10 protein-coding genes are annotated in these 13,628 nt (G+C 54.9%); 8 read left to right on the top strand and 2 right to left on the bottom strand.

Annotated elements, in window-relative coordinates:
* Positions 1 to 370 precede the first annotated feature (370 nt).
* A complete protein-coding gene (gene fhuE, locus ACO0U8_RS14920; protein WP_217203706.1) occupies positions 371 to 2,602 on the bottom strand; it encodes a ferric-rhodotorulic acid/ferric-coprogen receptor FhuE in 2,232 nt (743 codons plus the stop codon).
* Between the two features lie 489 nt (positions 2,603 to 3,091).
* On the opposite strand from fhuE, the gene ACO0U8_RS14915 reads away from it, so the two are divergent.
* From ACO0U8_RS14915 to ACO0U8_RS14885, 7 genes are all read left to right on the top strand, one after another.
* Positions 3,092 to 3,997 carry a homocysteine S-methyltransferase family protein gene (locus tag ACO0U8_RS14915; RefSeq protein ID WP_183849181.1) on the top strand — a complete coding sequence of 302 codons (906 nt, stop codon included), beginning with the start codon at positions 3,092 to 3,094 and terminating at the stop codon, positions 3,995 to 3,997.
* Between the two features lie 72 nt (positions 3,998 to 4,069).
* Positions 4,070 to 5,611: an ABC transporter substrate-binding protein gene (locus tag ACO0U8_RS14910; protein WP_421671284.1), complete on the top strand. Its 1,542-nt coding sequence runs from the start codon at positions 4,070 to 4,072 to the stop codon at positions 5,609 to 5,611.
* Between the two features lie 91 nt (positions 5,612 to 5,702).
* The gene (locus tag ACO0U8_RS14905; protein WP_122096938.1) at positions 5,703 to 6,641 is read left to right on the top strand and encodes an ABC transporter permease; all 939 of its coding nucleotides are present in this window, start codon (positions 5,703 to 5,705) and stop codon (positions 6,639 to 6,641) included.
* 18 nt (positions 6,642 to 6,659) lie between these two features.
* Positions 6,660 to 7,484: an ABC transporter permease gene (locus ACO0U8_RS14900; RefSeq protein WP_056772537.1), complete on the top strand. Its 825-nt coding sequence runs from the start codon at positions 6,660 to 6,662 to the stop codon at positions 7,482 to 7,484.
* A complete protein-coding gene (locus ACO0U8_RS14895; protein ID WP_421671108.1) occupies positions 7,481 to 9,079 on the top strand; it encodes an ABC transporter ATP-binding protein in 1,599 nt (532 codons plus the stop codon). The genes ACO0U8_RS14900 and ACO0U8_RS14895 overlap by 4 nt, the downstream gene beginning before the upstream one ends.
* 252 nt (positions 9,080 to 9,331) lie before the next feature.
* The gene (locus tag ACO0U8_RS14890) at positions 9,332 to 11,002 is read left to right on the top strand and encodes a methyl-accepting chemotaxis protein (RefSeq protein WP_421671107.1); all 1,671 of its coding nucleotides are present in this window, start codon (positions 9,332 to 9,334) and stop codon (positions 11,000 to 11,002) included.
* 237 nt (positions 11,003 to 11,239) lie between these two features.
* Positions 11,240 to 11,626 carry a YebG family protein gene (locus ACO0U8_RS14885; protein ID WP_421671106.1) on the top strand — a complete coding sequence of 129 codons (387 nt, stop codon included), beginning with the start codon at positions 11,240 to 11,242 and terminating at the stop codon, positions 11,624 to 11,626.
* A 92-nt stretch (positions 11,627 to 11,718) separates the two neighbouring features.
* Here ACO0U8_RS14885 and ACO0U8_RS14880 read toward each other — a convergent pair whose 3' ends face one another.
* Complete coding sequence (locus ACO0U8_RS14880) at positions 11,719 to 12,351, bottom strand: M35 family metallo-endopeptidase (protein WP_122096625.1); 633 nt, start codon at positions 12,349 to 12,351, stop codon at positions 11,719 to 11,721.
* 344 nt (positions 12,352 to 12,695) lie between these two features.
* Here ACO0U8_RS14880 and ACO0U8_RS14875 point away from each other — a divergent pair, with 344 nt between their 5' ends.
* Entirely contained in the window at positions 12,696 to 13,589 is an 894-nt protein-coding gene (locus ACO0U8_RS14875; protein ID WP_122096626.1) for a LysR family transcriptional regulator, read from the top strand.
* Positions 13,590 to 13,628 lie beyond the last annotated feature (39 nt).

The following is a 13,628-nucleotide window of genomic DNA, read 5'->3' as shown; positions in this document are numbered from 1 at the left end:
ATTTACACGGATTATGTTATTTAATTAATTATTAATGATATCTATATCATTAACGGACCGAAAATATTTCATGGCGGCCGCATGAGATTTAATCAATTCAGGCATGCACGAGAAATTTAAAAACCATCACTGTAAACATGACATATTACTCAGGGTAATATTGGTGAGTAAGTTGTAATAAATAACTATTTATCTTAACAAAAAGTCATCACACACTGTTTTTGCGGAAGTTTTTAGCAGAACAGTATTAAGGAGACTTGCAGAAATTGGACATCGGGATGAGGGGCTGGTGGAGTCAGGAAAGGGATTTTCAACACGTCGGCGACCGCCACATTGATGCTGCCGGTCGCCGTAATGTTACCTGGTGTTATCAGAAGCTGTAGTTCGCCGTCACCGACAGGTTACGCGGTTCGCCGTACACCACATACTGATTCACGCTGGTGTCGTACTCTTTATCAAACAGGTTGTTGACGTTCGCCTGCACCGACAGTTGTTTGGTGACCTGATAGCGGCTGAACAGGCTGACCAGCGCATAACTGCCTTGTTCCGCATGACGGGTGCCATCGCCATCCGGGCCTGAGACGTCATCCCAGACGTGGGTCTGCCAGTTCACACCGCCACCGACCGTCAGATCCTGCAACATCGGTAAACGATAGCTTGTAAACAGCTTCAGCTGGGTGCGCGGCAGGTTCGGGTTGACCGCTTCGCCATTTTCATCTTCTGCAATATAACGGGTACCGCCGAAGGTCATCTGCCAGTTGTCGGTCACCGCGCCATTCACTTCAAATTCCACGCCACGGCTGACGGTGCCGTTTTTCCCTTCATAAGCGGCATCTGTAGAGCCAGGAATGGTACGGCCTGTGGCCTGGGCGACGTTATCCAGTTCGGCGCGGAAAATTGACACCGAGGTGGTCAGACGGCTGTTCATCCAGTCGGATTTCACACCGGCTTCGTAGTTTTTGCCGATGACCGGCGACAGGTACGCGCCATTGATATCGCGGTAAGTCTGCGGCTGGAACACCGATGTGTAGCTGGCGTAGGTTGACCAGTTTTCGCTGATGTCATACACCAGACCGGCGTAAGGCGTGATGTTGTTCTTCTCGATCTGGTCCGTCAGGGTGTGTGAATTCCAGTTGGTGTAACGCGCCCCCAGGATCAGGTGCAGCGGATCGGCGAGAGAAAGACGGGTGGCGACATAGCCGGATTTCTGGCGAATGGTGTCTTCCTGCGACAGGCTGCGCGGGCTCCATTCGGTTTCCGGGAACTGACCGTTAAAGTTATTAAAATTACCCAGCTCTTCCGTGGAGATATTGGCGAAGGCGCTGTAATAAGTGTTCTGCTGCTTGCTGTAGCTGATACCGGTCATCAGCTCATGCTCGCGTCCAAACAGCTCAAAGGGGCCGCTGGCGAACGTATCCACGGAATCCACTTTACGCTTACCGGTGTTGTAGCCGGTGCCGCCCACGACCGGATAACCGGCGTAAGAAGAGACGCCCGCGCCGGTGGTTTTATCGAAATAGCCGTCGATATACATCTGTTTGCTGTCGATCAGCGTTTCATTATGCGTGCCGTTCAGCGTCACCACCCAGCCGTTATCAAAGGACTGTTTGAGGGTGGTGAACAGTTTTTTGCTTTCTTTATTGTTGTAGGCCCAGTCCGGCGCGGAGTTAAACCCGCGACGGTAATTTGTTTTGCTGCCGTCAATGTACCAGCGCGGCATTCCGCCCCAGGTCGGGCTGTCGGCGTCGGTCTGCTGGAATTCGTAACCGGCGGAGAGCAGGGTGGAATCGGTCACGTCGGCATCCACGGCGGCATAGACGAACTTTTTGGTTGCGCCGTAACGTTCGACGTAGCTGTTATTGTCCTGATAACCGGTGATCAGACGGCCACGCACGTTGCCCGATTCACTCAATGGCGTGGACAGATCGGCAACATAGCGCTGTTTGTTCCAGCTGCCGTAGGTGGCGGAAACGTTGCCGGTGAATTCTTTGCTGTCGGCGTGTTTACGCACCATGTTTACCGACGCGGAAGGGTTACCCGGCCCGGTCATCAGACCGGTTGCGCCGCGCACCACTTCGATACGTTCGTACAGCGCGGTGTCAGATTCGGCATCGCCCAGGTTCCAGCGCGGCTCAAACACCGTAGGAATACCGTCGGTCATGTAGTTGTCGATGAGAAAACCGCGCGAGTAATACGTGCGGCGATCCATATCCGCGACGTTTTGCGTAATGCCGGTGGTGTTATTGAGTACCTGGCCGAGCGTTTGCAACTGCTGATCCTGCATACGCTGTGTGCTGATGATGCTGACTGACTGAGGAATATCGCGCTGCGTCAGCAGCATTTTGGTGCCTGCGGTGGTGACCGGCACGCTGTAATCTTGCGCGGTGCTGCCGGTGTCGTTGCCCGTCTGACCGGTGACAACCACGGTATCGTCGGCGGCTTTCGGCGCGGCGGTTGGTGCAGCCTGCACGGAATGGATCGAAGAGGAAACAAAAACGGCAATAACGGAAAGCGAAAGTTTCCTGCCTAAATGGTTATTCCCCTTACGGGCTGATTTCACTGTATGACTTTCTGTTAAGGACGGCCCTGAAACGAACAACATTGTTATTCTCCAAACGATTATTTATTTTTTGATACTGCTTATACGTCGCCACTGCTTTTTATGTTTTATGTTCGCGTTACCGCCCGCCATTTTTCGCCAAACCCTGATAAACACCGGGCTGGAGGGGCTGGCAATGGGTGTGGACAATAAAGCGAATGAGAATAATACGCATTGAGCTTTCAGGTGTAAATAAATATAACAAAGGTAAAGTTCGTGGCGGAATTGAGAAAGGGCAGGGATAAGGCATAAATTTTATAATGATGATACTTAAGTGAAATATCAGTGCAAACATGCCGGAGAACAGGCTTTTATCATTGCGTTCATTTATTTGCGCTTTGAATCGCATAGTTGCGATGAATGTTTTTTTGCATAGTTTAGCCATTAAGAAATCTAGACATCTAAACGTTCGTTTTGTAGAGTGGAGCCACCTCGCGGATCAACATGACGCAGCGCTTGATTCGGTTAAGAAAAACACCAGGTGACGACACAATGATCAGTAACATTAAAATCCTCGATGGCGGCATGGGCCGCGAACTGGCCCGCATGGGCGCCCCCTTTCGTCAGCCTGAATGGTCGGCGCTGGCGCTGATGGAAGCGCCGCAATTTGTCCGGGCTGCGCATGATGCCTTTATCGCCGCGGGTTCTCAGGTGATCACCACCAACAGTTATGCCGTCGTGCCTTTCCACATCAGCGAGCCGGTGTTTGCAGAGCAGGGCGCGGCGCTGATTGCGCTCTCCGGCAAACTGGCGCGTGAAGCGGCAGATTCGTCACCGTCTGCCGTGCAGGTCGCGGGTTCGCTTCCTCCGGTTCTGGGATCTTATCGTCCGGATCTGTTCGAACCGGTAGCCGCCAAAAAATTGCTGCGCGTGCTGGTGGATAATCTGACGGATTACGTCGATGTCTGGCTGGCCGAAACGCAGAGTTCTGTGGCCGAAGTGGAAGCCGTTCGCGAGGTGCTGGGCAATGACCCGCGCCCGCTGTGGCTTTCGTTCACCCTGCAGGACAACCTTGATGAATTCGGCAACGCGCTGCTGCGCTCGGGTGAATCAGTGAATGTCGCGGTAAACGCAGCATTGCGGGTGTCTGCGGGGGCGGTGCTGTTTAACTGCAGCCGCCCGGAAGTGATGGCGACGGCGGTCAACACGGCACGCGCCGCGCTGACGGCACAAGGTTCCACACTGGATATTGGCGTGTACGCCAACGCATTCGAGCCTTCCGATAACAAACGTGGCGCGAATGAAGGGCTGAGCAAAATGCGTCAGGACACCGATCCTGCCGGTTATCTCGACTTTGCCAAAGACTGGGTGGCGCAGGGCGCCACCATGGTCGGCGGCTGCTGCGGCATCGGGCCGGAACACATTGCCGCGCTGCAACAGGCATTTACTAAACAATAACGCATAACAAAACGTCATAACGTATTGACGACATTTGAGGGCGCAGGCCCTCCCTGACAGGGGAAAACCATGATTGATCGTCGTTCATTTATTAAAAGTGCGGGGGCACTTTCCATTGCGGCTGCCACCAGTTCCACGTGGCTGGGCAAAGCCTTCGCCGCTGATGCTGAAAAACCGAAGAAGGGCGGCCACTTAGTGGTGGGCGTCGATAACGCCTCCAGCACAGACCGCCTCGATCCGGCGTTCTGGTTCGAAACCTACATGTATTTCGTCGGTTCACAGCTGTTCAATAATCTGGTGGAAATCGATGAAAACGCCAGACTTGCGCCATCGCTCGCCGAATCCTGGGCATCCGCTGACGGCAGCAAAACCTGGGTACTGAAAATCCGTCAGGGCGTGCAGTTCCATGATGGTCGCTCGCTGGGCGCGAAAGACGTGGTCTACTCCCTTAATCACCACCGTGGCGAAAAATCCACTTCACCGGTGAAGGGATACTTAGAATCCGCCACCTCGATTGAGGCCACCGGCGAACATGAAGTGACGATCAAACTGAATGCGCCGGATGTCGAATTTGTCTGGCTTCTCAGCGCCGTGCATTTTGCCATCACGGCAGAAAACGAAAGCTTTGATAAAGGCATCGGCACCGGCGCGTTCATTCTGGAAAAATTCCAGCCGGGCGTCACCACGCTGACCAAACGCAATCCGAACTACTGGAACAGCGAACGCGGCCACGTCGATTCTGTCGAAACGCTGGCGATGAACGACTCAACCGCGCGCGTGGCGGCGCTGGTCAGCGGCTCTGCGCAGCTCATCAACCGCGTGAACCCGCGTATTGTCAGCCGTATCGAACGGATGCCGAACCTGAAACTGGTGCGCGCCAAAGACAGTATGATTTATACCTTCCCAGGCCTGTCGAATCTGGCACCCTTTGATAACGTCGATGGCCGTCTGGCGCTGAAATACGCCATCGACCGTCAGCAAATTATCGATACCGTGCTCGGCGGTTACGCCAGCGTGGCGAATGACAACCCGATCTTCCCGTCGAACCGCTACTTCGCCAAAGACATTCCGCAGCGTCCGTACGACCCTGAAAAAGCGCAGTTCCACTGGAAAAAATCCGGCTTCAGCGGCCCGCTGACCCTCAACGTGGCGGATGCCGGTTTCCCCGGTGCCGTCGATGCCGGTCAGCTTTATCAGCAGTCAGCGGCCAAAGCGGGCATTAACCTGAATGTGGTGCGCGTGCCGGACGATGCGTTCTGGAATGATATCTGGCAGAAGAAAGCCTTTGTGTCGTCGAACTGGGCAAACCGTCCGACCGCGGATGCACTGCTTTCACTGGTATTCACCAGCCAGTCTTCGTGGAATGAATCGGCGTGGCACGTACCGGCCTTTGATGCGATGGTCAAAGCCGCGCGCGGTGAGCCGGACGAAGCGCGTCGCAAGCAGATTTACCACGACATTCAGGTCATGCTGGTGGATGAAGGCAGCGAAATCATTCCGCTGTACGCCGATGCGCTGGACGGGTGCTCCACCAAAATCAAAGGGTTCACCTCTGTGCCGGGGATGCCACTCAGTGGCAACCGTGCGGCAGAGAAAGTCTGGATCGAAAGCTGAACCGGGTAAAATAATGTCAGATTTGTCCTCTCAAAAAGTGACACAACGGCCTGCGGGCCGTTTTTCGCACTCCCGTTCCGGCCTGCTGAGCATGGTACTGGTACGCCTGTTTTACGGCGTACTGATCGTCCTCGCGGTGTCGGTGCTGATTTTCGCCGGTGTGCAGTTGTTACCGGGTAACGCCGCCACGGCGATCCTCGGCCAGAGCGCCACGCCGGATGCCATTCGTGAACTGAACCTGCAACTGGGGCTGGATAAACCGGCGGTCAGCCGTTATCTGAGCTGGCTGTTTGGCATCCTGCACGGCGATTTCGGCACCAGTTTCTCCACCCGCGAAGCCATCAGCGGCCCGTTGTTTACCCGCCTTGGCAATACGCTGTTTCTGGCGGGCTGCACCGCGGCCATCGCCGTACCACTGGCCCTGCTGATTGGCTTTATCTCGGTGCGTTTTCACGGCAGCTGGGTAGATACCCTGCTCAACGCCATCACTCGCGCCACCGTTGCGCTGCCGGAATTCTTCTCCGGTTATCTGTTGATCCTGATTTTCGCCATCACGCTGGCGTGGGCGCCGAGCAACAGCAGCATCACGGCGGACATGCCGCTGGCGGCAAAACTGTCGGCGATTTCCCTGCCGTGCGCCACGCTGGTGCTGGCGATCCTCGGGCACATGAGCAACATGACCCGCGCCGCGCTGATCGCCGCGCAAAGTTCTGCTTACGTGGACACCGCGCTGCTGAAGGGGCTGTCGCCGTCGCGCATTCTGTGGCGTCACGTTCTGCCCAACGCAATCGGCCCGATCATTAACGTCGTGGCAATCAATCTGGCTTATCTGATGGTCGGCGTGGTGATTGTCGAGAACGTGTTTGTGTATCCGGGGCTGGGACAGTACATGGTCGACAGCATCAGTAAACGCGATATTCCTGTGATGCAGGACTGTGCGTTGTTGCTGGCCGGGATTTATATCCTGTTGAATTTGCTGGCGGATGTGATGGCCCTGGTTGCCAATCCGCGTTTGCGCCACAACCGTTAAATTTTAGGAATTGCTGCAATGCCCGCTTTCGCTTCACTCAGACCCGCCTCCGCTCTTGGCCTGCTGGTGCTGAGCCTCTTTATTCTCATCGCTATTTTTGCGCCGTGGCTGGCACCCCATGCGCCGGATCAGACCCTCGGTATGTCGTGGGATTTGCCGGGGCCGGACGCCATTCTGGGCACCGATAATCTTGGCCGCGATCTGCTTTCGCGCCTCATCTGGGGAACGCGCGTTTCTCTCGGCGTGACTGCACTGGCGACGCTGGTGGCTTTCGCCGTCGGCTGCACCTTAGGCTTTATTGCCGGTCTGCGCGGTGGCTGGCTGGATCAGGTGATTTCACGCTGTAACGATATTGTGATGGCGATACCCACGCTTATTCTGGCGCTTATTGTGCTCGCGGTGCTGCCAAAAACCATTCTGGTGCTGACGCTGGTGCTCGGCCTGCTGGAATCTACCCGCGTGCTGCGGGTGGCGCGGTCATTAGCGGTGGATATCGGCGTAATGGAGTTTGTTGACGTGGCGCGGCTGCGCGGTGAAAGCCTCGGCTGGATCCTCTGGCACGTGATTTTACCCAACGCGTTGCAGACGCTGATCGCCGAATTCGGCCTGCGTTTCATCTTTATTTTGCTGTTTCTCTCGGCGCTCTCGTTCCTCGGTTTAGGCATTCAGCCGCCGACCGCAGACTGGGGCGGGCTGGCGCGTGATAACAAAGACGGCATCTTGTTCGGCGTCTGGGCGGCACTGGTGCCGGGCGGTGCGATTGCCGTGCTGGCACTCGCGGTGAACGCCGTGGCGGACTGGCTGATGAGCGGCACCACGCGCGTCTGGGGGAGAAAAGCATGAGCGGGAATTTACTGAGCGTCGACAATTTACGCGTGGTTTCACAGGGAAAAAATCCGCGCACGCTGGTGGATAATGTGTCGTTCACCGTGGATCGTGGCGAAGTGCTGGGGCTGATTGGTGAATCCGGTGCCGGGAAATCGACCATCGGGCTGGCAATTCTCGGCCATTGCCGTCAGGGGATGCGCATCGAATCCGGCAGCATTTTGTTCAACGGTCAGGAGCTGACCACGCTTTCCGATCGCCGTTTACGTCAGGTTCGCGGGCGGCATATTGCCTACGTGGCGCAGTCTGCCGGGGCGGCGTTTAACCCGGCGATCACGCTGGGCGAGCAGGTGATTGAAGCCGCGTTGAAACATAAGGTGGCCGATCGCCGGCAGGCGCAGGCAAAAGCCCTCGAGCTGTTTGAATTGCTCGGTTTGCCTGAGCCGCAACAGTTTTATCAGCGCTATCCGCATCAGGTGTCGGGCGGCCAGTTGCAGCGCGCGATGATTGCGATGGCGCTGTGCGCAGGCCCCGAATTGCTGATTTTCGATGAGCCGACGACCGCGCTGGACGTCACCACGCAGCTCGGCGTGCTGAAAGCCATCCGCGACGTGATCCGCCTTTCCGGCGTGGCGGCGATTTACATCAGTCACGATCTGGCGGTGGTGGCGCAGTTAAGCGATCAGATCATGGTGCTGCAACAGGGTAAAACCGTCGAACAGGCGCCCACTCCTCAGTTGCTGACGCAACCGCAGCAGGATTACACCCGGCGGCTTCTTCATGCGCAGGGAGAGGTGAAAACGCCGCAAACCGGCGACGCACCGGCGGCCCTGACGATAAACAACATCAGCGCCCGTTATCATGCGCAACCGGTATTGCGCAGTGTGTCTCTGCGTCTGCCGCGCGGGCGCACGCTGGCGGTGATCGGCGAATCCGGTTCGGGGAAATCGACGCTCGGCAAGGTCATTTGCGGCCTGCTCAGCCCGGAGTCGGGAGAGGTGAGCCTGGGGCAGGATCGTCTGCCTGCGAATCTGCGTCAGCGCAGCCGCCTGCAACTGCGTGACGTGCAGCTGATTCATCAGATCCCCGACACCGCACTGAACCCAAAAGAACGCGTCGGCAGCCAGATCGCCCGCGTGCTGAGCTGTTTTTCCGATCTCAACCGCAGCCAGCGCGATGCCCGCGTCAGGGAGCTGCTGGCGCAGGTCGGCCTGCACGCTGAACTGGCAGAACGTTTTCCGGCCGCACTCTCCGGCGGGCAGAAGCAGCGCGTTTGCATTGCGCGGGCGCTGGCGGCAGAGCCAAAACTGATTGTGTGCGATGAACCGACATCGGCGCTCGATCCGCTGGTCGCGCGCGACGTGCTGGCGCTGCTGCGTCGCATTCAGCAGGACACCGGCATCGCCTATTTATTCATCACGCATGATTTACAGGTGGTGCGTGAAATCGCCGATGAAGTGGCGGTTCTGAAAGAGGGCGTGATTGTGCGTCAGGGGCCGGTGGCGTCGACGCTGGTTGAACCGCTGGATGAATACACCCGCGAACTGCTGCGCTCGGTGCCTGAAATGCGCGTCGGCTGGCTGGAAGAGAGGTTTGCCAGCGTTATTCTCTGACCTTAATCCTCCTCACACATCCTCCCTCTTTGCAGGGGAGGATGTGACCCCGCTTTGTTCAGTAACGTTATAAATTCATTCACCTCTTTTTACACTTTCCATTCTGCTGTGCGCCTAAAGTTCCCCTTATTTCTACCGATAACCCCTCTGAATTAAATAAGATATTTGAAAGTAGTTTCGCTATGTAATCGTCAATATTTTGAATTATTTTTGATGGTATTTGTTTTTTATAGTCAGAAAATAAGGGAAAAAATGTTCAATTTTATCAGCAATATGAAGGTAGGCGCTCGTCTGGGCGCCGCCTTCGGTCTGGTTGTTTTGTTATTAATCATCGTCAGCGTTACCGCCATCACCAAAATAAGCAGCATTAACGACGCCGTAGAACAAATTATCGGCGATCGCTATGTCAAAGTGCGTCTGGCTTTTGATGTTCGTGACAGCGTCAATTCACAGATTAAATTCCTGCGCGGCATTGTCATTGATATTAAAAACCCTGAGCAAAATAAAAATCGTTATTTGCAGCTTGATAGCGCAACTCAGGAAACGAATTCCTCAATGAATAAAATTGCCGCGATCCAGAGCACGGTGACCGGGAAACAAAAAATTCAGGTGTTGCAAAAGGCCGGTGAAACGTTCGAAACCGCCAAGCAGGAGCTGATCGCACTGACCCGCGCCGGGGATGTGGACGGCGCCAACGAATACGTGTTGCGTAAACTGACCACCTCGCAAAACGCGTTCTTAGACCTGGCGAACGCGTTCGCGAATTCACAGGACCAACAACTGCGCGCCGAAGGCAAGCAGGCCGTCGCAGAGGGCGCAACGGCCATTCAGCTGACGCTTATCTTCTCCGTCATCGCCGTTCTGCTGGCGATGATCATGGGCTATTTCCTCACCCGTTCCATTACCCGCCCGCTGGGCACGGCGGTGCAGGTGGCGGAAAGTGTCGCCGCCGGGGATCTGACCACGGACATTCGCGTGACCTCCACCGATGAAACCGGCCAGCTGATGCAGGGGCTGAAAAATATGAATGAAAACCTGCTCAGGATCGTCACCGAAGTGCGTTCGGGTACGCAGGCTATCAGCAGTGCGTCCAGTCAGATTGCGGCGGGTAACCTGGACCTCTCTTCCCGCACCGAACAGCAGGCCAGCTCGCTGGAAGAAACTGCATCGGCCATGGAAGAAATGACCGCTACCGTGAAACAGAACGCCGACAACGCGCGTCAGGCGAATCAGCTTGCCGCACAGGCGTCGCGTGTTGCCGTCGAAGGCGGGGAAGTGGTCGGGCAGGTGGTCAGCACGATGGAAGGCATTAACGTTTCCTCACGCAAGATTGTCGATATCATTTCTGTGATTGACGGCATCGCTTTCCAGACCAACATTCTGGCGCTGAACGCCGCGGTAGAAGCCGCCCGCGCGGGTGAGCAGGGGCGTGGATTTGCGGTGGTGGCCTCAGAAGTTCGCAACCTCGCGCAGCGCTCTGCCTCTGCGGCAAAAGAGATCAAAGTGCTGATCGACGATTCTGTGTCTAAAGTCGATAACGGCACGCAACTGGTGGCGAAAGCCGGTGCCACCATGGCGGAAGTGGTGTCCAGCGTGAAGAACGTGACGGATATCGTCGGTGAAATCTCCATCGCCAGCCATGAGCAAAGCACGGGGATCGAAGAGATCAATAAAGCCATCACCCAAATGGACGAAGTGACGCAGCAGAACGCCGCGTTAGTGCAGGAAGCCTCGTCGGCGGCGTATTCCCTGAACGAGCAGGCCGAGCGTCTGGCGGAGTCCATCAGCATCTTTAAAGTCAGCGCGGCGGGAGTGAACACCCCGGAGCGTCAGGCGCCGCCGTTGAAAAGACCGGCGCTGCTGGCTCACCGCATGAATTCTCCGCTGGACAAAGGTGATGAAGGTTCCTGGGAGACGTTTTAATTCCGGGTTGATCGTCTCTTTCCGATAAACCTCTGACGCCAGCCCACGGGCGTCAGAGGTTGCTCAGCCTCTGTTTCTTATCCCGATAGCCGCTTTTTCTCCCGCTGAAAACCTCTTTCTTTGATCCCGCCGTATAATGCGTGCCATTAAAAATACGCATCAAAAATTTAAATGTATGATGTCAGCGTTACCTATTGTTGATATACTGTACATAATTACAGTATAAGGAGTGAAATCATGGCTGTTGAAACAAAATTTGTGGTAGTCAGAAAAGGTGAAGAAAAAATGACATTTGCCAATAAGAAAGAAGCAGACGCCTACGACAAAATGCTCGACATGGCAGATACTTTTACTGACTGGCTGTTACAGAGCAACATTGAAATCGACGAAGCGCTGGCGGAAAGCATCGCCATGCACCTCGCCGAGCAGAAAGACGCTGTTCAGCACATCCTGCGCACCAGCAAACTGCCTGAAACGGAAAGTGCCCCGGCGAACGTCGCAGCTCAATCAGACGTGACGGAAGAGGCTGATGCACAAGACACGCATACCGAAGACGTGCAAATGGAAGAACAGCCGGAAGAAGCGGTAAAAACCAAAAAGGTACGCGCCGTCAAAGCGGCTTGATGACCTGATAATAACGCCCTGATCGCGGTTTCCCGCTGTCAGGGCGTTTTTGCGTGGGCAGGCGGGCGACGCGCACTGACACCGGGATCGGATCAGGAACACATCTCTATACAGAAACCATAATTGTCCGCGTTATGTAACGCGTATTGCGGATCTTTATCGCGTAAGTTTTTTGCCTCGTGGGCATATTTCTCGGCAGAGTAGTTGCCCGTTTTCCGGTTAGTGCCAATCACCAGATGAGAAAGCTCGTGCGCCAAGGCAATAATCTGCACGCCGTTGTTATTCCGGTTTTTCATCAGATATTTCACCCGGTCATTGGTCTGTGCGGTACAGAATTTCCTGGTTAAATAAATGGCGGGAACACGTAAAGGATCATCGAGACGCCGGGAATAAGTATACGCAATCGCGGTGGGAATATTGGCAAGGGGATCAAAAGCAATCGTTAATGGCTTGGTTGAATTAACGAAGTTTTGTAATAACGTCAGCCTGGCCAGAAGTTCCGGTGACGACTCCATGTGCTTTCCAAACCAGCTTTGCCGCGCCCAGCGCGCTCTGGCGGTATCCTGAGTGCAATATTGCAGGCCTGCCACCACCGCATTCCATGCCTGCATAATCACTTCCCGCGGGGCGATATGTTCAATGACATCGTGGGTAATATGAGGAGTCATAAAAACCTTAATTATGTGAAGCGATCCCGCCTCGTTATCTGAATGGACGAGTAGCATACCTTTTTATTCAGGCCGTTTTTAGCCGGGCGTCGTTAATTCGTTATTCCGGAGGGTGTTATTTCGGAATGATATTTTTCAGGTTGGCGGAAACAATCCAATAAATATTTATGCCATCAATTATTTTTAATTCATATATTCTAATTTCGAATGTATTTTTTCATTATTACGGGCGCGGCATCACGGCAATGCTTTTTCGCGCTCACCCGGGCTCTCCGGGTAAGCCCACGAAAATCCTCATAAAAAACAAGCATAACATCGCCCTGCGGGGGTAAACTGTCTGCGTTCATGAACTGACTTCATGAGTGCCACTTTCTGCCGCCATGCTTTTTAAGGAATACGCCATGCTAAAAGAAAACTTCAATGAGCTTCAGGTCTTTCTGGTTGTTGCCAGAGAGAGAAGTTTTACCAAAGCAGCGGGTAAACTGGGCGTCTCGCAGTCAGCGTTAAGCCATGCGATTAAAGGGCTGGAAGAGCGGTTAAACCTTCGTCTTCTCACCCGTACCACCCGCAGCGTCGCCCCGACGGAAGCGGGGGAGAGCATTATTGCCTGTCTCGAGCCACGCCTTGCCGATCTTGAGCAGGAACTTGACACCCTTCTTCAGAGCAACCGCGCCCCGTCCGGTAATATCAGGATTTCTGCGGGTGAACATGCCGCCCAAACTCTGCTGTGGCCAAAGCTAAAACCGTTTTTGTGGGAATACCCGGAAATTAATGTCGAACTGGTGGTTGATAACGGCTTCGTGAATATCGTCGATGGCCGGTTCGATGCCGGGGTTCGTCTGGGCGAGAGTGTGGATAAGGACATGGTGGCGGTCAAAATGGGGGGAGACATGCGCATGGTGGTGGTCGGCGCACCGTCGTATTTCAGCGATTACGGCACCCCGCGTACGCCGCATGAATTGCAGGATCACCGGTGTATTAACATGCGGCTGCCTACTGCCGGAGGCATATATCACTGGGAGTTTGAAAAAGAGGGCAAGCCGTTGCGCGTGAGGGTCGAAGGGCAGCTGATTTTCAATCATCTGGCTGAAAGAATTGATGCCGTGTTGTCCGGATTTGGTATTGCCTGTGTGCCGGAAGATTTGGTGGCAGAGGCGGTTAAATCGGGAGCCCTGATCCAGATCCTCGACGAATGGTGCCCGTCATTTCCGGGCTATTACCTGTATTACCCCAGCCGCAAGCAGCATCCACCGGCTTTCGCCCTGATGATTGATGCGCTGCGTTACAAAGAATGAATGACCGGCGGAATCTGCGAGAAACCGCCGGTCAGAGGC

Origin of the sequence: Rahnella sp. EDr1-12, from assembly GCF_049206505.1 — a bacterium.
In the GTDB taxonomy this organism is placed as follows: domain Bacteria; phylum Pseudomonadota; class Gammaproteobacteria; order Enterobacterales; family Enterobacteriaceae; genus Rahnella; species Rahnella rivi.
Note: the sequence above shows the minus strand (reverse complement) of the source record. Positions and strands in the feature narration are given on the sequence as shown.

Excerpts from the sequence above, each read along its gene's own strand:
- ACO0U8_RS14915 (WP_183849181.1), top strand. The coding sequence starts at position 3,092 with ATGATCAGTAACATTAAAATCCTCGATGGCGGCATGGGCCGCGAACTG.
- ACO0U8_RS14900 (WP_056772537.1), top strand. The coding sequence starts at position 6,660 with ATGCCCGCTTTCGCTTCACTCAGACCCGCCTCCGCTCTTGGCCTGCTG.
- ACO0U8_RS14880 (WP_122096625.1), bottom strand. The coding sequence starts at position 12,351 with ATGCTACTCGTCCATTCAGATAACGAGGCGGGATCGCTTCACATAATT.
- ACO0U8_RS14905 (WP_122096938.1), top strand. The coding sequence starts at position 5,703 with ATGGTACTGGTACGCCTGTTTTACGGCGTACTGATCGTCCTCGCGGTG.
- fhuE (WP_217203706.1), bottom strand. The coding sequence starts at position 2,602 with ATGTTGTTCGTTTCAGGGCCGTCCTTAACAGAAAGTCATACAGTGAAA.
- ACO0U8_RS14895 (WP_421671108.1), top strand. The coding sequence starts at position 7,481 with ATGAGCGGGAATTTACTGAGCGTCGACAATTTACGCGTGGTTTCACAG.
- ACO0U8_RS14875 (WP_122096626.1), top strand. The coding sequence starts at position 12,696 with ATGCTAAAAGAAAACTTCAATGAGCTTCAGGTCTTTCTGGTTGTTGCC.
- ACO0U8_RS14890 (WP_421671107.1), top strand. The coding sequence starts at position 9,332 with ATGTTCAATTTTATCAGCAATATGAAGGTAGGCGCTCGTCTGGGCGCC.
- ACO0U8_RS14885 (WP_421671106.1), top strand. The coding sequence starts at position 11,240 with ATGGCTGTTGAAACAAAATTTGTGGTAGTCAGAAAAGGTGAAGAAAAA.